This is a genomic window from Methylorubrum sp. POS3 (assembly GCF_043352485.1).
Taxonomy (GTDB): domain Bacteria; phylum Pseudomonadota; class Alphaproteobacteria; order Rhizobiales; family Beijerinckiaceae; genus Methylobacterium; species Methylobacterium suomiense.
Map to the genome: position 1 here is coordinate 304,042 of NZ_JAPRBT010000001.1, position 22,678 is coordinate 326,719.

General features: G+C 67.4%; 17 protein-coding genes. 9 read left to right on the plus strand and 8 right to left on the minus strand.

The annotated features are described in order from the left end of the window. Positions 1–34: 34 nt before the first annotated feature. Positions 35–631, plus strand: coding sequence for a phasin family protein (locus OWC43_RS01475; protein ID WP_393955434.1), 597 nt, complete (start codon positions 35–37; stop codon positions 629–631). A gap of 277 nt (positions 632–908) precedes the next feature. Here the strand turns inward: OWC43_RS01475 and cysN are convergent, their stop codons facing one another. The 3 genes from cysN to OWC43_RS01490 are packed head-to-tail and all read right to left on the minus strand — an operon-like array spanning position 909 to position 4,077. Further along, a complete protein-coding gene (gene cysN, locus OWC43_RS01480) occupies positions 909–2,324 on the minus strand; it encodes a sulfate adenylyltransferase subunit CysN (RefSeq protein ID WP_393955435.1) in 1,416 nt (471 codons plus the stop codon). Then, positions 2,324–3,253 (minus strand): sulfate adenylyltransferase subunit CysD, encoded by a 930-nt coding sequence (gene cysD, locus OWC43_RS01485; RefSeq protein WP_137829614.1) that lies wholly within the window; start codon positions 3,251–3,253, stop codon positions 2,324–2,326. The genes cysN and cysD overlap by 1 nt, the downstream gene beginning before the upstream one ends. Next, positions 3,253–4,077 (minus strand): phosphoadenylyl-sulfate reductase, encoded by an 825-nt coding sequence (locus OWC43_RS01490; RefSeq protein WP_393955436.1) that lies wholly within the window; start codon positions 4,075–4,077, stop codon positions 3,253–3,255. Before OWC43_RS01490 ends, cysD begins: the two co-directional genes overlap by 1 nt. Positions 4,078–4,311: 234 nt before the next feature. Between OWC43_RS01490 and OWC43_RS01495 the strand changes: the two genes are divergently transcribed. The 3 genes from OWC43_RS01495 to OWC43_RS01505 all read left to right on the plus strand — a co-directional run bounded on the left by OWC43_RS01495 (position 4,312) and on the right by OWC43_RS01505 (position 8,755). After that, positions 4,312–4,815 carry an Lrp/AsnC family transcriptional regulator gene (locus OWC43_RS01495; protein ID WP_137829612.1) on the plus strand — a complete coding sequence of 168 codons (504 nt, stop codon included), beginning with the start codon at positions 4,312–4,314 and terminating at the stop codon, positions 4,813–4,815. A gap of 112 nt (positions 4,816–4,927) precedes the next feature. Next, positions 4,928–6,709 carry a sulfite reductase flavoprotein subunit alpha gene (locus tag OWC43_RS01500; protein ID WP_393955438.1) on the plus strand — a complete coding sequence of 594 codons (1,782 nt, stop codon included), beginning with the start codon at positions 4,928–4,930 and terminating at the stop codon, positions 6,707–6,709. A 213-nt stretch (positions 6,710–6,922) separates the two neighbouring features. Beyond that, entirely contained in the window at positions 6,923–8,755 is a 1,833-nt protein-coding gene (locus OWC43_RS01505) for an NADPH-dependent assimilatory sulfite reductase hemoprotein subunit (protein ID WP_393955439.1), read from the plus strand. Positions 8,756–8,784: 29 nt separating this feature from the next. On the opposite strand, the gene panC is transcribed toward OWC43_RS01505, so the two are convergent. Further along, positions 8,785–9,642: a pantoate--beta-alanine ligase gene (gene panC, locus OWC43_RS01510; RefSeq protein ID WP_393955440.1), complete on the minus strand. Its 858-nt coding sequence runs from the start codon at positions 9,640–9,642 to the stop codon at positions 8,785–8,787. A 390-nt stretch (positions 9,643–10,032) separates the two neighbouring features. Here panC and OWC43_RS01515 point away from each other — a divergent pair, with 390 nt between their 5' ends. The 3 genes from OWC43_RS01515 (at position 10,033) to OWC43_RS01525 (ending at position 13,830) form a co-directional block, all read left to right on the plus strand. Further along, positions 10,033–12,531 carry a TonB-dependent receptor gene (locus OWC43_RS01515; protein WP_137829665.1) on the plus strand — a complete coding sequence of 833 codons (2,499 nt, stop codon included), beginning with the start codon at positions 10,033–10,035 and terminating at the stop codon, positions 12,529–12,531. Between the two features lie 333 nt (positions 12,532–12,864). Beyond that, complete coding sequence (locus OWC43_RS01520) at positions 12,865–13,266, plus strand: EF-hand domain-containing protein (protein WP_137829608.1); 402 nt, start codon at positions 12,865–12,867, stop codon at positions 13,264–13,266. A gap of 204 nt (positions 13,267–13,470) precedes the next feature. Beyond that, a complete protein-coding gene (locus OWC43_RS01525) occupies positions 13,471–13,830 on the plus strand; it encodes a hypothetical protein (protein ID WP_137829607.1) in 360 nt (119 codons plus the stop codon). A 78-nt stretch (positions 13,831–13,908) separates the two neighbouring features. Here the strand turns inward: OWC43_RS01525 and OWC43_RS01530 are convergent, their stop codons facing one another. The 3 genes from OWC43_RS01530 to OWC43_RS01540 form a co-directional block, all read right to left on the minus strand. Further along, positions 13,909–15,483, minus strand: coding sequence for an undecaprenyl-phosphate glucose phosphotransferase (locus OWC43_RS01530; protein WP_393955441.1), 1,575 nt, complete (start codon positions 15,481–15,483; stop codon positions 13,909–13,911). Between the two features lie 87 nt (positions 15,484–15,570). Then, on the minus strand, positions 15,571–16,782 hold the full coding sequence (locus OWC43_RS01535; RefSeq protein WP_393958466.1) for a glycosyltransferase family 4 protein: 1,212 nt from the start codon (positions 16,780–16,782) through the stop codon (positions 15,571–15,573). A gap of 401 nt (positions 16,783–17,183) precedes the next feature. Further along, positions 17,184–17,762, minus strand: coding sequence for a polysaccharide biosynthesis/export family protein (locus OWC43_RS01540; RefSeq protein WP_137829604.1), 579 nt, complete (start codon positions 17,760–17,762; stop codon positions 17,184–17,186). Positions 17,763–17,932: 170 nt separating this feature from the next. On the opposite strand from OWC43_RS01540, the gene OWC43_RS01545 reads away from it, so the two are divergent. Continuing rightward, positions 17,933–20,230 (plus strand): GumC family protein, encoded by a 2,298-nt coding sequence (locus OWC43_RS01545; protein ID WP_393955442.1) that lies wholly within the window; start codon positions 17,933–17,935, stop codon positions 20,228–20,230. Here OWC43_RS01545 and OWC43_RS01550 read toward each other — a convergent pair. Continuing rightward, a complete protein-coding gene (locus OWC43_RS01550) occupies positions 20,200–21,438 on the minus strand; it encodes a GNAT family N-acetyltransferase (RefSeq protein ID WP_393955443.1) in 1,239 nt (412 codons plus the stop codon). The two genes, OWC43_RS01545 and OWC43_RS01550, sit on opposite strands and share 31 nt — an antisense overlap. 175 nt (positions 21,439–21,613) lie before the next feature. On the opposite strand from OWC43_RS01550, the gene OWC43_RS01555 reads away from it, so the two are divergent. Then, positions 21,614–22,660: a polysaccharide deacetylase family protein gene (locus OWC43_RS01555; RefSeq protein ID WP_393955444.1), complete on the plus strand. Its 1,047-nt coding sequence runs from the start codon at positions 21,614–21,616 to the stop codon at positions 22,658–22,660. The last annotated feature ends 18 nt before the right edge of the window (positions 22,661–22,678 follow it).

Below are 22,678 nucleotides of genomic sequence, written 5' to 3' on the forward strand. Positions count from 1 at the left end.
CGAGGCGTCCCAGAACGCCGCGCCCGTCGATGGGATGAGCGACGACACCGAGACCGCGCCGATCCCCGAGATACCGGCCGAGATTTCACCCGAAACGGTGCGCGCTGCCGTCACGGAAAGCGTGGCCGAGACTGCCGAGCAGACCGTGGAAATGGTCGGAACGGTCCAGGACGAGACGACTGCGACCGTCGCCGAAACCACTCAACGGGCGACCGAGCACACGACCGACGCGGTCGAGCAAGTGACGGAAACCGTCGAGGCTGGGCGGGAGCAGGCGACGGCGACCGTCGAGCAAGTGGCCGAGACCGCCATGGCCCTAAGCGCCGCGCCGGCCGCCGCCGGCGAGACGAAGAGCGGCCCATCGTTCACCGGGATGGCAAGCACGCGCTTCGTCTTCGTCCCGACCTTCGAGCCGTTGAACGAGATCAATGCGACCCTGTTGGCCTTCGCCCGCGGTGAGGGCGAGGCGGCCGTGGCGCATCTTCAGGCGCTGACCAAGGCCAAGTCGCCGGCGGAGGCGATTCGCCTGCAGGTGAGCGAATTCCAACGCGCGGCCGACGCCTCCCTGACCTGCTTCAGCCATATCCTGCGCAGCGCCAACCGTTTCGGTCATCCGGCTCGCTGGAACTGATTTCTTCTCACGGCAGAGACGCCACGAAAACCCCGCACCGGCCGGTGCGGGGTTTTTGATTTTGGAAACTATTTGGAGAAGCTTTGTAAGATCGACCCTACGCCCTTTCCAATCCCCGCCCTCATCCTGAGGTGCCCGCGCAGCGGGCCTCGAAGGAGGGCTCCAGCGAAGCGCGCGCTCCCTGGAGCCCTCCTTCGAGGCTTCGCTTCGCTCCGCATCTCAGGATGAGGGGGACGGGTCGGACGAAACGAGGCCCTGCTCGCGCGGATGTGCGCAGTCAGCCACCGAACAGGCGCTTGATCCCGGCAAAAAATCCACCGCTGCGGGCGGCAGGCTCCGGGGTCGCCGCGGCCTTGGTCTCAGCCTGGCTGGGTGCCGTCTTGGCCGAAGCAGCCTTCGTCTGGACGAGGCCGAGGGCGGCCGTATCCGTGGTCGCGCGATCGATCAGGATCAGGCTGCCGGTGTCGCGATTCACGGCATAGGGATCGACGGCGATCTGGCGGTCGAGCTGCAGCGTCACGTCGCCGATATCGTTGACGGCGAGCGCGTCCGCCGGACCGGCCTGCCCGGTTTCCGGGTCGATCCGGCGATGAACCGTCGCGACCTGGGCATTGACGACCTGCGTGCCGACCTTGGCCCAGAGTTCGGCGCCCGCCGTCAATTCGCTCTCGGCGGCCCAGAACAGGCGGACGTCGAGGCGGTCGGTCAGCGTCAGCGGCGCATCCGAAGTGGCGATCACCGCGCCGCGGGACGCGTCGATCTCATCGGCAAGCACCAGCGTGACGGACTGTCCCTCGCTCGCTCGCTCCAGATCGCCGTCGGCGGTGAAGATGCGAGCGACCGTCGAGGTCTTGCCCGACGGCGCGACGGTGACACGGTCGCCGGGGGCCACCGAGCCCGAGGCGATCAGCCCCGAGAAACCGCGGAAATCGGAGTTCGGCCGATTGACCCACTGGACCGGCAGGCGGAAGGCGGCAGCGCGCTCCTCCGACTTCACCGGCACCTCTTCGAGATAGCGCAGCAGCGGAACGCCCTCGTACCACGGCGCAGCGGCACCCGGCAGCACGACGTTGTCGCCGTTCTTCGCGGAGAGCGGGATCGCCCGCACCTCGGAGAAGTTCAGCGGCGCCGCGAAGGTCTGGAAGCCCGCGACGATCTCGTCGAAGCGGTTCTGCGACCAGCCGATCAGGTCCATCTTGTTGATGGCCAAGACCACCCGGTGGATGCCGAGGAGCGAGACGAGAAGCGCGTGGCGCCGCGTCTGCCGCGTCAGGCCCTGGCGGGCATCGACCAGGATCACGGCCACGTCCGCCGTCGAGGCGCCGGTCGCCATGTTGCGGGTGTATTGCTCGTGGCCGGGGGTGTCGGCGACGATGAAGGAGCGCGCTTCCGTCGAGAAGAAGCGATAGGCGACATCGATGGTGATGCCCTGCTCGCGCTCGGCCTGAAGGCCGTCGACGAGAAGCGCCAGATCGACCTCGCCGCCCTGCGTGCCGTGCTTGCGCGAGTCGCGCTGAAGCGCCGTCACCTGATCGTCGAAGATCTGCTTGGTGTCGTGGAGCAGGCGGCCGATCAGGGTCGACTTGCCGTCGTCCACCGAGCCGCAGGTGATGAAGCGCAGCACTTCCTTGGACTGGTGCGCGCGCAGGAAGGCGTCGTAGCCGAACGCCTCGGGTGACTGATGGATGGTCATCAGAAGTAGCCCTCCTGCTTCTTGCGCTCCATGGCGCCGGCGCCGTCCTTGTCGATGACGCGGCCCTGCCGCTCCGAGGTGCGGGCGGCCAGCGTCTCGCCGATGATTTCCGGCAAGGTCGCGGCCGGACTCTCCACCGCGCCGGTCAGCGGGTAGCAGCCGAGGGTGCGGAACCTCACTTGGCGGAGTTGGGGCGACTCGCCCGGCTCGAGCGGGAAGCGATCGTCATCGACCATGATGAGCTGGCCATCGCGCTCGACCACCGGGCGCTCGGCCGAGAAGTAGAGCGGGACGATCGGAATTTTTTCCTGCTCGATGTAGAGCCAGATGTCGAGCTCGGTCCAATTCGAGAGTGGGAAGACGCGGAAGGATTCGCCGCGCCGCTTCTTGAAATTGTACAGGTGCCATGGCTCGGCCCGCTGGCGCTTCGGGTCCCAGCGATGCTGCGCGTTGCGCAAGCTGACGATGCGCTCCTTGGCGCGGCTCGCCTCCTCGTCACGGCGGGCGCCGCCGAAGGCCGCGTCGAACTTGTGCTTGTCGAGGGCCTGACGCAGGGCCTGCGTCTTCATGACGTCGGTATGCACCTCGGAGCCGTGGCTCACCGGGCCGATGCCCTTGGCGAGCCCCTCCTGGTTCGTGTGGACGATCAGATCGAGGCCGAGTTCCTTGGCGCGCTGATCGCGGAAGGCGATCATCTCGCGGAACTTCCACGTCGTGTCGATGTGCATCAGCGGGAACGGCAGGCGGCCCGGCGCGAATGCCTTGAGGGCGAGGTGCAGGAGCACCGAAGAATCCTTGCCGATGGAGTAGAGCATCACCGGGTTCTCGGTCTCGGCGACCGTCTCGCGGAAGATGTGGATGCTCTCGGCCTCGAGACGCTGAAGATGCGTCAGGCGGGTGCGCGCGGGCGCGGCGATTGCGGCGCTCATCAGACAAGTTCCCTTCTATATTCGCGTGAGGTCGCGGCGCTCGCCGGCTCCTCGAAAGCGGCGGCTTCCTGTCCCGGAGCCACGTCGCTCAAAGGTTCTTCGCTTCCTGGGGCGTGCAGGTGCAGGCCGCACTCCTTCTTGGATTCCTGCTCCCACCACCAGCGGCCGGCGCGCTCGTCCTCTCCGATCTTCACCGCGCGGGTGCAGGGAGCGCAGCCGATCGAGGGGAAGCCTCGGTCGTGCAGGGCGTTGTAGGGAATGAAGTTGTCACGGACGAACGCATCGACCTGAGCCCGTGACCAATCCGCGAGCGGGTTCACCTTGATCAAGCCGCGGCCCTCATCGGCCTCCGCCAGGGGCGTGTCGGATCGGTTGGCTGATTGCCCGGCGCGAAGTCCGGTGAACCAAGCGGCGGCGCCATCGAGCGCTCGGCCGAGGGGTTCGACCTTGCGGAAGCCGCAGCAGGCTTGCCGGGCGGCCACCGAGTGGCGGAACCCGTTGATGCCCTCGGCTGCCACGAACGCCTCCTCGGCGACCCGCTCGGGCGCGTAGGCGCGGATACGGATCCCGTAGGCGGCCTCAGTCTCGACCCACACATCGTAGGTCTCGGGAAACAGCCGACCGGTATCGAGGGTGACGATCTCGGTGCGACCCTTGTTGAGGGCCAGCGCATGGGTAAGCGCCTGATCTTCGATGCCGAGGCTGGTGGTAAAGACGAGCCGGCCCGGGATGCGATCCTCGATGAGGCGAATACGCCCCCGGAGGTCCAGCCCCGCCATGGCTTCGGCGAGGTCCCCGGCCGCCCGCACGAGGGCAGCGGTCATGTGCGTAAAATGAATTGCCTGCTTGTCGGAGTTCTGAGATGTTCGCTATAACGAACGCTGTCAAGGCGTCGCACCCGCTGCACACGCAAATCCGTGTTGCGGCGCGGGTGATCCGGCAACGGTTGCCGCGGCGGATCGTTGCCTCCCCATAAAAGATTCTTCTCGTCGGACCGGTCGGACGGCGCGAAGTCGACCCGCCCTCCGGCTCCCTCACCACCTTCAGAGAGGCCACCCTTGGACTCGATCGACCTGAAGATCCTCGCGCTCCTGCAAAAGGACGCCACCCTCTCCATCGCCGCCATCGGCGAGCAGGTCGGTCTGTCTCAGACGCCCTGCTGGAAACGCATCCAGCGGCTCGAATCCGACGGGGTGATCGACCGGCGCGTGGCGGTGCTCGACCCGGTGAAGCTCGGGCTCGGCCTCACCGTGTTCGTCTCCATCGAGACGGCCGATCACTCCAAGGACTGGCTGGAGCGCTTCGCCGACCGGATCGCGGCAATGCCCGAAGTGCTGGAATTTTACCGGATGGCGGGCGATGTCGATTACATGCTGCGGGTCGTCGTCGCCGACATGGCCGCCTACGACACCTTCTACAAGAATCTCATCGCCACGCTCCCTCTCAAGAACGTGACCTCGCGGTTCGCGATGGAGAAAGTGAAGTCCACAACCGCCCTGCCGCTGCCCGCACCCCCGCCGCGGGGCCGAGTCGAGCCGCGTCTTGCCGTGGTTGGAGAATAATCTTTCTTTTCGCAGCGCAACGACAAACAATCTCTTCTCCGCACCGGGCGTTCTTTTAAACGGACATTCCTCCGTTGACAGCGGCGCGTTCCCGGACGACATGGCACCTAAGATGTCCAAGACAGCATTACTCCCCCGCACCGCCCCCTTCGGCGATCAGGAGCGGGCTCATCTCGATGCGGCGCTCGGGACTGCGACGCCGATCCAGCGGGCGTGGCTCACGGGCTTTCTCGCGGGTCTGGACGCGGCTGCGGGCCAGCCCGCCGCCGCGACCGCTGCGGCGCCCGCCGCGCCGCCCAAGGCGGCCGAGCCGCTCACCATCTTGTTCGCGTCCGAATCCGGCAACTCTGAGAAGCTCGCCAGCGACGTGAGCAAGCTCGCGCGCAAGCAAGGCTTCAAGCCGAAGGTGGTCGATTTCGCCGAGCTCGATCTCGCCACGCTGCCGAAGGTCGGCAAGCTCGTCGCCATCGCGGCGACCTGGGGCGAAGGCGAGCCGCCGGCCCGCGCGGTCCGGGCCTATGGCGAGCTGATGGGGGACGGTGCACCGCGGCTCGACGGCGTCGAGTTCGGCGTGTTGGCGCTCGGTGACACGAGCTACGCGGAGTTCTGCGCCATCGGCAAGGCGTTGGACGCACGCTTCGAGGCGCTCGGTGCCAAGCGGGCCTATGACCGTGCCGATCTCGATCTCGATTTCGAGAAGCCCGCCGCCGATTGGATCAAGGGCGCGCTGAAGGCGCTCGCCCCGGCCGAAGCTCCGGCGGGCAATGTCGTCGCCGTCGATTTCCGGGCCGCGGGCGGCGAGGACGAGGAAGCGGAACTCAGCCGCGAGCCGGTGGTGGTCGAGGTGATCGACCACGTGAACCTCAATTCCTCGCGCTCCGACAAGGAGACGATCCACCTCGCCCTGGAATTCGAGGATGGGGCGCCGGCCTACGAGCCGGGCGACTCGCTCGAGATTTTCCCCGAGAACGATCCGCAACTGGTCGAGGAGATTCTGAAGGCCACCGGGCTTTCCGGCGACGAGGCCCTGCGCAAGGCGCTGCTCGCCGAGCGCGACATCACCACGCTGTCGCCCACCACGGTCGAGCGGTTCGCCAAGGCCACCGGGCATGCCGACGCCCAGGTCTTCGTGGACAGCGGCGAGGTGAAGGCTTGGATCGAGGGCCGCCACCTGATCGACCTGCTGGAGCGGTTTCCCGCGACGCTGACCGCGGATCATCTCACCACGGTCACCCGGCCGCTGCCGCCGCGGGCCTATTCCATCGCGTCCTCCCGCAAGGAAGTGGGCGATGAGGTCCATCTCACCATCGCCGCCGTGCGCTACGAGACCCACGGCCGCGCCCGCTCCGGCGTCGCCTCCGTGCACGTGGCCGACCGGATCAAGAACGGCGCCAAGCTGCGAGTTCGGGTGAAGCCCAACAAGCATTTCCGCCTGCCTTCGGACCCGGCCACCGACATCATCATGGTCGGCCCCGGCACCGGGGTGGCACCGTTCCGCGCCTTCGTGCAGGAGCGCCGCGCCACGGAAGCGCCCGGCCGCTCCTGGCTGTTCTTCGGCGACCGCCACTTCACCCACGACTTCCTGTACCAGCTCGAATGGCAGGACGCGCTGGAGGACGGCTCGCTGACTCAGATCGACGTGGCCTTCTCCCGTGATCAGCCGGAGAAGATCTACGTGCAGGACCGGATCGACGCACATGCCGCGGAAGTGGTGGCGTGGCTCGACGGCGGCGCCCATTTCTACGTCTGCGGCGATGCCAAGAACATGGCCAAGGACGTCCACGCCGCGGTGGTGCGGGCCTTCCAGACGGTGAAGGGGCTCTCCGCCTCCGACGCCGAGGCGCATGTCGCGTCGCTGGAACGGGCCAAGCGCTACCAGCAGGACGTCTACTGATACATCACGAAACCCTCCTCCAAAGGGGGAGGGGCCCTGGATCGGACGGGATAGGGGTGGCGCGACGACGCTGCGAATGGCGCGGCCGGGAATGGTGAGACTATTCCGGAACCGGCGCCTCCTTCTCCCAACCCCCACTGGAGCGGGGGCCGTCCTCTCCCGCAGAGGGAGAGGAACACTCCGCGTCTGACGACTTCGAATCGGATCACCGCCATGGACGACCACAAGCCGATCGATACACCTGACGGCCCGGCGCTGGAGACGCCCGGTGCGGGCGCGCGCCGCTACGAGGCGCCGCCCTCGGATCTCCCGATCACCGAGGCCGAGGCGGCCCGTCTGGCCGGGCTCGCCCATAACGAGCATCTGAAGATTGCCAGCGGCTACCTGCGCGGCGGGCTCGCCGATGGGCTGCTCAAGCACGCGACCGGCGCGATCTCCGAGGACGACGGCCAACTCGTCAAGTTCCACGGCATGTACATGCAGGACGACCGGGATATCCGGGCGGAGCGCACCAAGAAGAAGCTGGAGAAGGCGTTCAGCTTCATGATCCGCCTGCGGATCGCCGGCGGCGTCGTGACGCCGAAGCAGTGGCTGGCGCTCGACCAGATCGCGACGACCTACGCCAATGGGACCCTGCGGGCGACGACGCGGCAGACCTTCCAGTATCACGGCGTCATCAAGTCGAACCTCAAGCGGACGATGGCGGCGATCGACGCGGTGCTGCTCGACACCATCGCGGCCTGCGGCGACGTCAACCGCAACGTCATGGCCGCCACCAATCCGGCCCAGGCCGGCGCGCACAAGGTCGCCTACCAGCTCGCCAAGGACATCTCCGACTCGCTCCTGCCGAAGACCAATGCGTGGCGCGAGATCTGGCTCGACGGCGAGCGCGTCGTCGGCGGCGAGGAGGAGTTCGAGCCGGTCTACGGCAAGACCTATCTGCCGCGGAAGTTCAAGACCGTCGTGGCGGTGCCGCCCTCCAACGAGGTCGACATCTTCGCTCACGATCTCGGCTTCATCGCGATCCTCGACAAGAAGAACAAGGTGACAGGCTGGAACGTCACCGTGGGCGGCGGCATGGGCATGACCCATGGCGAGAGCGACACCTTCCCCCGCACCGCCGACGTGATGGGCTTCTGCGCGCCGCAAGACGCCCTCAAGGTCGCCGAGGCTGTGATGACCGTCCAGCGCGACTGGGGCAACCGCAAGAACCGCAAGAACGCGCGGCTCAAGTACACGATCGAGCGCTTCGGCCTGGACGCATTCCGCGCGGAGGTCGAGAACCGCATCGGCAAGAAGCTTGGGAGCCCGAAACCCTTCGTGTTCGACGGCAACGGCGACCGCTACGGCTGGGTCGAGGGGGACGATGGTCGCCATCACCTCACGCTCTACGTGCCGTCCGGCCGCATCAAGGACGTTGAGGGCGGGCCGCAATTTCTGACGGGCCTGCGCCGCATCGCCGAGATTCACGAGGGCGATTTCCGCCTGACCGGCAATCAGAACGTCATCATTGCCAACGTGCCGGCCGGCAAACGCGCCGAGATCGAGGCGCTGGTCGATCAATACGCCATGACCAAGGGCGCCGGAGCGCTCCGGCGCAATTCCATGGCGTGCGTGGCGCTGCCGACCTGCGGCCTCGCCCTCGCCGAGAGCGAGCGCTACCTGCCCGATCTCCTCACGGAGTTGGAGGAGAGCCTCGCCAGCCACGGTCTGCAGGACGAGGAGATCACGATCCGCTCGACCGGTTGTCCGAACGGCTGCGCCCGACCGTTCATCGCCGAGATCGGCCTCGTCGGTCGCGGACCCGAGCGCTACCACCTCTATCTCGGCGCCGCCTTCGACGGCTCCCGCCTGAGCAAGCTCTACCGGGAGGACGTGACGGCGGCTGAGATTCGGGGTGTGCTCGATCCGCTGTTCGCGGCCTATGCCAAGGACCGCCAGCCTGGCGAACATTTCGGCGACTTCGTCATCCGCGCCGGTTTCGTGTCCAAGACCACGAACGGGCCGGATTTCCACGAGCGCACGGGACCGCTGAAGGCCGCCTGACCGGCCTCGGCGCAAGACTGCCGGGCGCCTCAGCCCGGCAGCACGGCCACGTTGTCGATGAGGCGGGTCCCGCCGAGATAGGCCGCGGCGATCACCCGGGCCTCCCGCTCGACCTGCGCGACCGGGGCGAGCGTGTCCGCATCGCGCACTTCCAGATACTGCACCGGTCCGAAGCCTGCCGCCTCCAGCGACGCCATGCCCTCGGCCACCAGAGGGCCCGCCTTTGCGCCTGTCGCGAGCCGCTCGGCGATCTCGGACAGCACCGCGTGGAGGCGCGGCGCGATCGCCCGCTCGGTGGGGGCGAGATAGCGGTTGCGAGAGGAGAGGGCGAGCCCGTCCGCCTCGCGCAGGGTCGGCACCCCCTCGATGGTGACCGGCATATCGAGGTCGCGCACGACCGAGCGGATCACCTGCAATTGCTGAAAATCCTTCTCGCCGAACAGGGCCACATCCGGTCCGACTTGGTTGAGAAGCTTCGTCACCACCGTCGAGACACCGGAGAAATGTCCCGGACGGAAGGTGCCGCACAGGCCTTCCGCCGCCGGTCCGGGCTCGATCCGCGTGGAAAATCCCGCCGGATACATGGTCTCGACGGAGGGCAGCCACGCCGCATCGGCGCCCGCGCCCGCCAGTAGGGCGAGGTCCGCCTCGGTGTCGCGAGGGTAGCGTGAGAAATCCTCATTCGGCCCGAACTGGGTCGGGTTGACGAAGATGCTGACCACGACCCGCTGACCGATCGCCCGGGCATGGGCCACGAGGGCGAGATGTCCTGCATGGAGCGCTCCCATGGTCGGCACCAGCACGATACGCTCCCCGGCCCGCCGCCAGGTCGCGACCTGGGCACGCAGCGCTTCGACGCTTTGGAAACGGAGAGGTAGGTCGGACATCGGATTCTCGCGGGTAGAACGCAGGGTCGGAGAGGTAATCGGCCCGAGAGGGTGATGCCAGCCGCGATGGTCCAATTCGTCGATTGGGCCGCCCTCATGATTCGAGTGGCTGCTGGGAGTCCCGACCAACGGTTGTCCGCGCGATCGACTGCGTGAAGCCTTGCCAAATGTTCCCGAATTTTCCTTCCTTTTTATCCGTAAGTGCTTGTTCGAGCATCGGAAAAATGTTGCTTCAGAGGCACGCCGGGAAACGAAGCTTGAGCGTTGCCTCATAAATGGCCCGACAGGGGCTGTGGCGCGATTGTGGCGGCCACGCTTCTCGGGTGACAGTCGCATCAAGGGTCATCGGGGGCCCATGAACGCCAGATAACAAGGGCTCGGGGAATGACATTGCGAGTGCTGCGCGGCAGCTTGATCGCATCGGTTGCGCTGCTGCCGGGGCAGGTGATGGGCCAGCAGGCTGTCACGCTGGACGAAATCAGTGTCGTGTCGAATACGCCGGTCGCCTCGCCGCGCCGGGTCGTTACCGCGCCGACCGCCTCGGGCAACCGTGAGTTGACGGTGCTCGACGGAATCGAGCGCAACAAGGTGCCCCGCAACACCGACGTGTTGACCTCGGCGGACGTGAACCGCGTCGGCTTCCCGAGCGTGCTTCGTTCGCTGGACGAGCGCATCGGCTCGATCAGCATCAACAACGCGCAGGGCAACCCCTTCCAGCCGACCATCACCTATCGCGGCTTCGAAGCCTCGCCCCTCGGCGGCTCGCCGCAGGGTGTGGCCGTCTACGTCAACGGCGCGCGCTTCAACACCTCGTTCGGCGACACCGTGCAGTGGGACCTGATCCCGGATATCGCCGTTGACCGCATCGAGTTGGAGGGGTCCAACCCGGCCTTCGGTCTCAACGCGCTGGGCGGCTCGCTTGCCGTCAGTCTCAAGAACGGCTTCACCTACCAGGGCAGCGAGATCAACGTCCTCGGCGGATCCTTCGGCCGCGGCGCGGTGGCGTTCCAGCACGGCCAGCGCGTGGACAATATCGGCCTCTACGTTGCCGGCAACGTGCTCGGCGAGCGGGGCTGGCGCAAGCATTCGCCCTCGCGGCTCAACCAGATCTACGCCGATCTCGGCGTCCTGGCGGAGAAGGGTGAGTTCCACTTCAACGTCATCGGCGCGAGCAACAGCCTCACCGGCAACGGCACGGCCCCGGTCGAACTGCTCCAGGCCAAGTACAACGACGTCTTCACCTATCCCGACCAGACGAAGAACGACTTCCTGCGCTTCCAGCTGTCGGGCACCTACGACATCACCCCGACCATCACCGTGCAGGGCAACGCCTATTACGGCCTGTTCCGCCAGCGCACCGCCAACGGCGACGCCGCCGACGTGGAGAACTGCGAGGCCGACGAGCGCTTCCTGTGCTCGGAAGGGGCCGACGATCAGCAGTTCTTCCTGCGCGACCGCACCGGCAACCGCGTTCTGTCCAGCAACGTCCGCACCGCGGATTTCGGCGCCGTCAACCCGATCTTCGCCGATCGCTTCGACGAGGGCGGCCCCTTCGCCTTCCTCAACCAAACCCGGACGCGGACGAACAATTTCGGCGCGACCGTCCAGACCACCGTGCGTGAAACCCTGTTCGGCCTGCCGAACCGCTTCGTGCTCGGCGGCTCCTATGACGGCGGACGGACCCGCTTCAGCGCCGACAACTCGATCGGCGGCCTGACCCTCGATCGCGGCTTCTCGCCCCCCGGTACGGTCGTCTCCAGCGACGACGGCATCATCACCCCGGTCTCGGTGCGTTCCTCGAACGATTATGGCGGCATCTACTTCTCGAACGTCACCGACCTGACCGACCGGCTGACCCTGACCCTGCAGGGCCGGTTCAACATGGCCCATATCGTCCTGAAGGATCAGATCGGCACCGCCCTCAACGGCGATCACTACTACCAGCGCTTCAACCCCGGCGTTGGCGCGGCCTACAAGATCATTCCGGACTATCTCAGCGCCTATGGTGGATACTCGGAGGCCAACCGCGCTCCGACCCCGGCGGAGCTTTCCTGCGCCGACCCGCTGGCGCCGTGCTCGCTCACCAACTTCTTCGTGGGTGATCCGCCGCTCAAGCAGGTCAAGGCCCGCACGGTCGAGGCCGGTGTCCGTGGCCGCATCCCGGAACCCGACAGCGTGTTCGGCGGCATCCTCTCCTACAAGGCGGGCTTCTTCTCGACCCGCAACGCCGACGACATCCTGTTCGTGCCGGCCCTCGACACGATCGGCCGCGCCTATTTCCGCAATGTCGGTTCGACCAAGCGGCAGGGCGTCGAGGCGAGCCTGTACTACAACGCGCCGAACTGGTCGGCCTTCATCGACTATGCCTATGTCGATGCGACCTTCCAGACTCCGGTCGAGCTCGCCGCGCCGGGCAACCCGGCCAACAGCGCGGGCGGCGACGAGAGCGGCACGGTTCTGGTTCGTCCGGGCAACCGCCTGCCCGGCGTCGCGCCGCATCAGGTCAAGGTCGGCGTCCAGTATCAGGTCACCCCGGAATGGCGGATCGGCGCGCTCGCCCGCTTCGCCACAGGCAAGTTCCTGGTCGGCGATCCGAGCAACCAGAACAAGACCACGGGCGATTACGCGGTGTTCGGGTTCAACACGAGCTATCGCGTGAGCGAGAACATCGAGATCTACGGCTACGTCGAGAACGCGTTCAACCGCCGCTACGCCACCTTCGGCACCTTCTCGCCGGTGGACGAAGTGCCGATCATCGCGGTCCCGAACGCCTCGAACAACCGCAGCCTCGCGCCCGGCGCGCCGGTGGCAGCTTTCGGCGGCCTTCGCATCCTGTTCGCCCCGCCGCCCCCGGCCCCGGTGGTGGAGCCTCTGGTCCGCAAGGGCTGAGGCCGGCAGGCTTCCTGGGACCGCTGCGGCGGTTCCAGGCCATCGGAGACGTTCACAACAAGCGCGGCGCCGGGTCATCCGGCGCCGCGCTTGTTTGCTTTCAACGCAGTGTCGTCCACGTTGCTGGCTGTTCCCAAGTAAATGCAACCGATGCGATCCGCGCACGTTTTCGTGCGAAACCTGCCTCGATCGATTGCCAAATTATCCCGGGCAGGTTACGCAAGCATGCCGGCCAGAACGGCGGGCGCGCGGACTGCGTGCCCTGCCGGAGCCAGCCCCTTTGCCGAACCGTCCGCCCATGTGGCGGACATCCGAACAGGAGACGCATCCCACATGGCATTTCGCCTTTCCCACGCCGCCTTCCTCGCGCTCGCCCTCAGCGCCGCGCCGGCCCTCGCCGCCCCCTCCATGACCAAAGTCGACGTCGCCGCCTTCGATCCGGACAAGGACGGCACCATCGATCTCAAGGAAGCCCAGGCCGCCGCATCGGCCGCCTTCGACAAGCTCGATCCGGATAAGGACGGCACCCTCGATGCCAAGGAGCTCAAGGGCCGCATGACCGAGGCGGACCTGAAGCAGTTCGATCCGGACAGCGACGGCACCATCGATAAGAAGGAATGGCTGGCGGCCGTCGCCGCTCAGTTCAAGGCTGCCGATCCGGACAATGATGGCACCATCGACGCCCGTGAACTGTCGGGCCCGGCCGGTTCGGCGCTCGTCGCGCTGATGCGCTGATACGTCCTGTTGCGATAAAGGGCGCGGGCCGAAGGGTCCGCGCCTTTTTTTTATCCGTGCCGGCTCGTCTCTGGGGGCGGGCTCGTCCGTGTCGCGGGCGGGCGTAGCGTCGCAGGGATGAAACTTCGGCACGGCTTGGCGGCTTTCTGGGCACCCGGCTGGCAGCGGACGCTCCGGCCATGAGATCCCGGAGACAGTCCCACCATGCGCATTGCCCTCGGCCTTCCCGCCGCACTCGCCGTCCTTGTCGCGGCTGGCCCCGCCTTCGCCGTCAGCTGCAAGGACGACATCTCCACGGTCGAGCGGCGGCTGAACAGCGCCGGGGCCGAGATGGTCACCGGCAAGGAGCCGCCGGGTGGCCCCACCAGCTCGAACTCGCCCAAGGCTCTCGACAAGCCCCCGGAGGGCAAGCCGTCCGATCCGTCGACGCAGCCGAGCAAGGCCGGCGTCGAGGAGGCGCGCAAGCTCCTGGCGACGGCCAAGGAACAGGACAAGGCCGGCAAGGAGACCGAGTGTCAGAACACCATGACCAAGGTGAAGGAAGCGGCGGGCGCGCTGCCGTAATCCGCGCTGCCCCACGCTGACACGAAGAAGGCCCGGAACCGCAAGGTTCCGGGCCTTCTTCGTGGCGGCACCACCGCCTCAATACGCGCCGTCGGTCTTGAACAGGAGGGCCATCGGCGTTGTGACGAGGATCTTCAGATCGAACAGGATCGACCAGTTCTCGATGTAGTGGAGATCGTGCTCGACGCGGCGCTGGATCTTCTCGCTGGTGTCGGTCTCACCGCGCCAGCCGTTGATCTGCGCCCAGCCGGTGATGCCGGGCTTGACCTTGTGGCGCGCGAAGTAGCCGTCCACCACCTGATCGTAGAGCGTGTTGGCAGCCTTCGCCTGCAGGGCATGCGGCCGCGGGCCGACGAGGGAAAGGTCGCCGCGGATCACGTTGAAGAGCTGAGGCAATTCGTCGAGCGACGTCTTGCGGATGAAGCGCCCGACTGGGGTGACCCGTGCATCGGTCTTGGTGACGAGACGAGAGGCACCCGCGTCGCACTGGTCGACATACATCGAGCGGAACTTGAACACCTCGATCAGCTCGTTGTTGAAGCCGTAGCGCTTCTGCCGGAACAGCACCGGGCCGGATGAGCTGAGCTTCACCGCGAGCGCCACACCAAGCATCACCGGGGCCAGGGCCAGCAGCAGGCCGAAGCCCACGAAGCGGTCGAACAGGTTCTTGGTGATGACGTCCCAATCGGCCAGCGGCTTGTCGAACACGTCGAGCACGGGAACGTCGCCGAGATAGGAATAGGCGCGTGGGCGCAGACGCAGCTTGGTGGCATGGGCCGAGAGGCGGATGTCGACGGGCAGCACCGAGAGCTTGGCCAGCATCTGAAGGATGCGCGCCTCGGCCGAAATCGGCAGGGTGAACAGCACGAGGTCGATCCGGTTGCGGCGGGCGAAGGCGACGAGGTCGCTGACATTCCCGAGTTTCGGGTATCCAGCCACATCATTGCTGGCGCGCTCGTCGCCGCGATCATCGAACACGCCGACGATGCGGATGCCGCTGTCGGCGCCGGCCGCATGGAGTGCGCCGATCAATTCCTCGGCGACTTTGCCGCCACCGACGATGGCGGTGCGACGGTCGAACCGCCCCCGCGCCACCTGGATCCGCACGAAGGTCGCGAGGGCCGTCCGTGAACCCATCAGCGCGGCGAAGCCGGTCGCGAAGTAGCTGAGCAGCCAGATGCGCGAGTAATGATCGGATACCTTGGCGAGCATCATCGCCGCGGTCACCATCAGGAAGGCGATGGACCAGCCGGTGACGAGCTTGAGGGCGGTTTTCGGCAGGGTGCGGAAGGCACTGATCCGGTAGCAGCCCGAGGCCTGGAACAGGCCGATCGCCGCGAACGCCACCGCCAGGATCGCCGCCGGATAGCGCGGGGCGAGCGGCACCTTGCCGTAGAGGAGGGCCGCGTGCAGGGCGAAGCCGATCAGCACCAGTCCGCCGAATTCGGCGAGGCGCACGCTGCCGGTCAGCACCACCGCCGACAGAAAGGGGCTTGAGGGCGCTGCATTCATCGCGGCCGGCGCCTCTTCCGTCTGGCCTCCGCGGGACGGGCCATGCGCCGCGTCGTGCAGCGGCAAGGGCTGCGGCACCGGGGTCGCGGCGCCGGGTTGCCCGGCCGCCTTCAGCAGGTCGCGGACGTCGATCGCACTCATGGCGAGCTTCCACTTGTGACTTGAAACGGGCCTGCGGCCCTGGGCTGATGTCTCGAACGGGAGCCGGAACTGGCTCCCCGAATGTCGTCAGGTGCGAGCGGTGCCCGTGATGGCCACGGCCCGGTCGGAAGGGCGATTCTGCAGGGCGGCGGCGTAGCCGGAGAGCACATCGGCGCCCATGCGGTTCATGGAGAAGCGCGCGCGGATCGAATCACTCAGCGCCTTGGCACGGCCGTCCCGCACATCCGCAGGCTCGTCCAGAATCCGGGCGATGGCCGTGCTGAGGGCGTTCACGTCCCGCGGCGGCACGAGGTTTCCGGAGAACGCACCGAAGATCTCCGGGATGCCGCCGACATTCGTGGCCACCATTGGCTGACAGGCGGCAGCCGCTTCCAGCACCACGTAGGGAAGGGATTCTGCGAGGGAGGGGATGACCATGACCCGCCCGCGACCCAGCACGGGCCGGATCGGCTGCGGCGGCTCGAAGGCGATGGCGTCGCGGATGCCGAGTTCATCGGCCAGAGCCGTCAGGCTCTCGGTGTCGGGGCCGGACCCGACCATCAGAAGGCTGAGGGGGCGGCCTTCCTTGCGCAAGCGCGAGAGCGCTCGGAACAGGAACGGCAGGCCTTTCGCCTCGCGCAGCTCGCCCACATAAACGAGGTCGAAGGCCGCCGCGACGGTGCCGACGGGCTCGAATTCCGATTCGGCAATGCCGTTATGGACGATGCGCCCGAGGCGCACGGTCCCGCCCGCATAGGTCCGATGCCGCGTGGCGACGAACTCGCTCTCGAACAGGAACACGTCGGTCGCCCGGGCGAGCAACCGCTCGATACTCATGTAAACGCGATGCAGGGCGCTGCCCGGCCGGTAATTGTAGCTGCCGCCATGGGGCGTATAGGCTCGGATCGGGCTGGCACCCGGCACGGGACAGAGGCGCGCGAACACGCCACCCTTGGCACCATGGCCGTGGAGAATCGTGGCGCCGGTCGTCCGTACGCGTTCGCGCACGCCGAGCAGGACGGACAGGTCGGACGGATGCGGGTTCCGCTGCATCGGAAGGCGGACGCAGCCGAGCGCGAGATGGGGCGCGAGCTCTGCGAGAGCCCGAGCGGCACGCTCGCCGCCGGTATTGGCGTCGCAAACGATGCCGACCTGATGACCCGACGCCGCCTGGATCCGAACGAGGTCGAGCACATGCCGGAACAGGCCGCCCACGGGTGCCCGAAAGACGTGGAGGATGCGCAGGCACTCACCCTTGTGGGGTGAGCTGGGCAACGCGATGACCGGTGATTCGGACACCGGACGAGACGGCGTGATGCCGGCGGCGAGTGAGGCGACCACGGTGGTGAATCTCCGCGGGGCGAACCCGATACGGGTGCCGAACTCCACGAAGATTGGGCGCGAGCAGTCAGCGGCGGGTTAAAGGAATCCGGGCAAAGCTCTTTATCAGCCGTGGAGGGCGGCTGGCCGGGCGCTTTTCGGCAATTGGGTTAGGCTTCGGTGAACAATGCCGGCTCCTGCCCAGGCCGATCATGACTTTCTTTGAACGTCACAATTCAGTGATCGGACGCGCGGGTATCAAGAAATCGTCAATCTCACTCGATTTGACCCCGAACGTCATGACGGTTCTTACTCAGGCTACGACGATGCGTGAGCGCCTTTGAGGATCCGCGCGTTCAAACGTGTTGACGAACACGCTCTCAGAAGAACCGCTCTTTGATCACGATGGTATCACCCGGCCGAACCGGATAGGACATCGGGACGATTCCGTTGATGAGCCCGCCTGGGCCATCCCGTGTCAGCACCGCGTAGTCGCGAGCGGCACGGGGCCCGAAGCCCGCCGCGATCGCCACCGCGGATTCCACGGTCATGCCGTTGACGTAGGGATACTGGCCCGAGGTCGTGACCTCGCCGAGGATGTAGAACGGCCGATAGGCATCGACCTCGACCGTGACGTGCGGCTCGCGCACGTAGCCCGAGGCAAGCTTCCCCTCGATCAGGCGTGCGGCCTGGGCCGTGCTGTGCCCACCGACCTGGACGGTGCCGATCAGCGGCATGGCGATCCGCCCGGCACCATCGACAGCATAGATGTTGGACAGGTTGTCCTGACCGAACACGATGACCCTCAGCTTATCGCCCGCCGCCAGGATGTAGCGGCTGCTGATCGATCCGGTCCCGGTGGCATCGAGATCGGCCGTTCGAAACTCTGGACGCAGGCAGCCGCCGAGCGTCAGCACGGTCGGAAGAGCGAGAAGAAATGCGCGCCGATGCATCGTCATCGCCGTTATGGTGAATCCCTCTCTTGCGCTTAAGCCGTCATAGTTAATGAACCCTGACGGGCCGGATGATGTCGACGCGTCATTAACCTGCGCGCAACCTTAACAGGTTCTATTGTTGGCCGACGGGTCGATTGCCTCGGTCCCGGTCCTGCTCTGTGTGAAGACTGCACATGCCGCGCCTTAGGCCGTCGACCGATCCCGCCACCGCGACAGCGGCGCCATACGCCGCCGGGGAGGGGCTGTCGGTGTCGCAGATGTTCTCCGTTCTCGGCCGATCCTGGGCCTGGATCGCCGTTCCGACGCTCGTCGTCGCCCTCGGATCCGGAATCTTCGTCCAGACCGTCACGCCGCGCTACACCGGCGAGGCCAAGGTGCTCCTGGAGAGCCGTGACCCCGCCTTCGCCCGCACGGCGGCGGAGCGCGGCGAGCAGGTGCAGCCGATCGACGAGCAGGCGGTGGCGAGCCAAGTGCAGGTGGCGATGTCGCGCGATCTCGCCCGGCAGGCGATTCGCGGACTCAAGCTCGTCGGCAATCCCGAATTCGATCCGCAGGCTGCGGGGATCTCCCCAATCCAGAGAGTCCTGATGGTGCTCGGGATCGCCCCCTCGCCGATGGAGCGGTCGCCCGAGGATCGGGTGCTCGACAACTTCCTCGAGCGCCTGCTGGTCTATCCGGTCGGGAAGTCGCGCATTCTCGCCATCGAGTTCAAATCGCGCGATCCCGAACTCGCCGCTCGCGGCGCCAACACGGTCGCCGATCTCTACCTCGCCTCGCTCGCTGCCGCCTCCGTCGACACGGCGCGCTACGCCTCGACCTGGCTCGGCAACAACATCGAGACCCTGCGGGCGCGGGTGGCTGAGGCCGAGGCCAAGGTCGAATCCTTCCGCGCCCGCAACGGCCTGATCGGGACCGGCTCGTCGGCGAGCCAGCCGCTCTCTTCGCAGCAGCTCTCCGAACTGTCGAGCCAGCTCACGCAGGCGCGCACCATCAAGGCCGACCTGACCGCCCGCGCCAAGCTCCTCAAGGACATGATCAAGGACGGTCGTGCCTTCGAGATCCCCGACGTCGCCAACAACGAGCTGATCCGGCGTACCGTCGAGAGCCGCATCACCCTGCGCGCGCAGTTGGCCCTCGAGTCGCGGACCCTGCTGCCGGCCCATCCTCGGATCAAGGAATTGACCGCGCAGCTTCAGGACCTCGAAGGCCAGATCAAGGCGGCCGCCGACCGCGTCGTGCGCACGCTGGAGAACGATGCCAAGATCGCGGGCGCGCGGGTCGAGAGCCTGCAGGCTGCGGTCGACGGACAGCAGGACGTGGTCGCTAAGGGCAATACCAGCGAAGTCCAGTTGCGGGCGCTCGAACGCGAGGCGAAGTCGCAGCGCGAGCAGCTCGAATCCTATCTCTCCCGCTATCGCGAGGCCGCCGCGCGCGATGCCGAGAGCGCGACCCCGGCCGATGCCCGCGTCGTGTCCCGCGCTGTCGAACCGGAGTTGCCCTCCTTCCCCAAAAAGGTGCCGATCGTCGCCTTCGCGACGCTGCTCGCCTTCCTCTTGTCCTCGGCCGCCGTCATCGGCCGGCACCTGCTCAAGAACCCGCCCGCCCCGCGCTTCGACCGGTACGAAGCCGAGGAGACCGATGGCAGTCTGCCGCCGGACCATTTCCCCGAGCCGCCCGGCCCCCGCCGCCGCGCTCCCGAAGCCGCGTCGATGCCGGCTTCCGCCGCGGAGCGGTTCGCCCCGGCACTCGCCTTCGCCAATTCCCTGCGGGCGACCGCGACGATCCAGCAACCGTTCTTCGGTGGCGCCCAGGCGACGGGTCCGATCGGTCCCTATTCGGCGCCGCGCCCGGCCGGCTCGATCGATCTCGACCGGTTGATCGCCCGACTCGGTCTGGGCAAAGCCGGGGAGGGTGCCTGCATTCTCGTGGTCGAGACGGCGAGTGATCGGGAGCCGTCGGGCTTGGCCGCCGATCTCGCCCGGACCCTGAGCCCGCGCGCCCGAACCCTGCTCGTCGATATCAACGGTACGGCGGGAGGGCTGGTTGGCGCTGGCCTGAGCGATCTCGTGGCCGGCGAGGCTGCCTTCCCCGACGTGATCCAACCCGTTCGCGGCTCGCGGCTGCATCGGGTCCAGCGCGGCTTGACCGAGCGCGAGGTGCTGCTGGAGGAGCCGCAGGCTCTCGCGATCGCCCTCAACGCCATGGCGCAGAGCTACGACTGGGTGCTGTGCCGCCTGGATGCCTCGGGCTCCGAAGCGAACGATTTCCTCTCCGCCTGCGGCCCCTGCGCCGATGCGATCGTCATCGCCTCCAACGAGGCCGCGGACGATCCCAAGCTCGTGACCCTCTACCAGCTCGCCTGCGAGACCGGCGCCCCCCAAGTGTTGGTGGCCCAGGATCGCGAAGCCGCGCTGCGGCGGGAGATGCCGGGCGCGACGCTTCAGGAAACCCCGCTTCGGCTCTCCGCCTGAGACGGCACGCGGCGCCGCCGCAGGCGCCGCACTCTGTTCGCCACGGCGAAGAGGCGCGGCGAGTGTTTGATCCGGTGCTTCAGGCGCACCAATGCACCGGCCGCCGTGGCGAAGAGATGACCGCCGGCACTGACCGGCATGAGGGACTCGACGAGTTCGATCGTCTCGTCGCAGGTCTTGGCCTTGTAGCTCGCTTCGCCGACGCCGAGATCGAGGGCTCTCCGGCCGCGGGCGGACTGGTCCCCGATCAGGCGGTGGAGCAGGATCTCGCCGGGGCTGAAGCGCCCGAGTTCGGAGTCGGTATCGAACGAGGTCCACATCCCGCAGAAGCGGTTGCCGTCGACGGCCCCGCCGAAGGTCGCCAGCACGCGGCCGTTCTCGGTCTCGAGGCTGTGCACTTCGATGGCCGGGCCGCGTCCTTCCGAGCCCGGCGCCGTGGCGGAGGCGATGAAGCGGCGAACCGCCGGATCGGCATAGGGATCGGCGATGCCGAGCGCGGCGAAGCGCGACGCCTTCTGCGCGTAGAAGGCCGATTGGATCGCGGCCGCCTCTGCGGAGGTCGCGGCGATCCGGTGACGCACCGGACCCAGCGCCTCGACGAGTTTGCGCTCCTTCGCTCTCACCTTCTTGCGGGCATCCCCGCTGAAGACGCGCCGAAGGGTTGCTTCCGCGTCGGGCCCGAGCAGGAGGCCATAGGCGTCGCTCGGCGCCGGAAGTCCGCGATCGCTGAGGGGGTTCGGCACGCCGTCCCAGAAGCGGGGCTGATTGGCGAAGCGGAAGGCATCGATACCGGCCTTCCGCCCGGCCTGTACCAGCGCTTCGGCCAGCTGCTCCGGTCGCAAGGCGGCGGCCTCGCGGGAGGCGAAGAGCGGCATATGGAAATTGGCGTGTCGGTCGCCGACCACGCGGGCAATCCGCAACGGACCGACACGCTCGACCGCGAGCGGGATCAGCAAACGCGGTCGCGCCGCCTCGTCCTTCAGGATCAGAACGAGAAGCTCAGAGCCAGCCTCGACCTCGGCTGTCGCGTAGGCCGCGACCCAGTCGAAACGCTGATAGGGTGTCATCAGCGCCGCCGAATCGGATTCGAGCGCCCGCCACGTCGTCTCGACGCTCGCGAGATCATGGGCCATCTCGGCGACGAGGCTTCCCCGCGGCGCGACCCCATCGAGAGCGATCCGACCCAGATTCTCGGCGAGTGCCGTCATGGCGGTATGATCCCGGATGCACCCGTTCGGCCATGCGCCGATCCGATGTCCGGCCAAGCGTCGTCGGATTCCCTCAAAAGCCCGTTGACGGCGTGCGGCGAACTCCGGCGATGGGTAACGAATGCTTGTCGGCCCGGGGTCTAGGTTGCGCCCCTGACCTCCGCATTTGCCGGCTATGACGATGTCACGCCACCGCCTGTTCCGCGCCGGGTTCGCCACGATCGCCGCCCTGGGCGCCGACCGCTGGCTCGCACCGCTCGCCCGCGGGCGCGGCATCATTCTCACGTTTCACCATGTTCGGCCCGAACCGCCCGGACCCTTCGCGCCGAACGCGCTCCTCGCGATCACTCCGGCCTTCCTCGACCGGACGCTGACCCATCTCGCGCGGCGCGGCTTCGAGGTCGTCGGCCTCGATGAAGTCCCCGGACGCCTCGCCGATCCCGCGCCGCGCCGCCCCTTCGCCGTGCTGACCTTCGACGACGGCTATCGCGACAATGTCCTCCATGCGCAGCCGGTGCTGAGGCGGCACGGCGCGCCGTGGACCCTGTTCGTCACGAGCGACTTCGCCGAGGGGCGGGGCCGGCTGTGGTGGATCGAACTGGAGCGCGCCGTCGCTCGCCTCGAGCGCATCACGCTGGCGACCGGGCTCGACTGTCCGGCCCGGAATGCGGCCGAGAAGAGCGCCGCCTTCGAGGCCGCCTATCGGGCACTCCGGGCGGAACCGGAGGAGGTTCTCCGCGCCGAGATCGCGGTCCTATGCCACCGAGCGGGTTTCGCGCCCGGCGCGGTGGCCGGCGAGCTCTGTCTGACCTGGGACGAGATCCGGGCGCTCGCCCGCGATCCCGCCGTCACGCTGGGCGCGCACACGCTGACGCATCCGATGCTCGCCAAGCACGACGCCGTGACCGCATCCCGGGAGATGGCCGAGAGCCGCGCTCGGATCGAGGGAGAGACCGGCCGTCCCGTCCGCCACCTGTCCTATCCCGTGGGCGATCCGACATCCGCCGGCTCGCGGGATTTCGCGCTCGCCCGCGGCCTCGGTTTCGTGACGGCGGTGACGACGCGGCCGGGACATCTCTTCGCCGGTCACGGGGAGCATCTCCACGCCCTCCCGCGGGTCTCGGTGAACGGGCTGCATCAGACGGATGCGGCGCTGGCAAGCCTGCTGTCGGGCGTGCCGTTCCTGGCCTGGAACCGGGGAAGACGTCTCAACGTGGCGTGACGCAAGGACGGCCCGCCC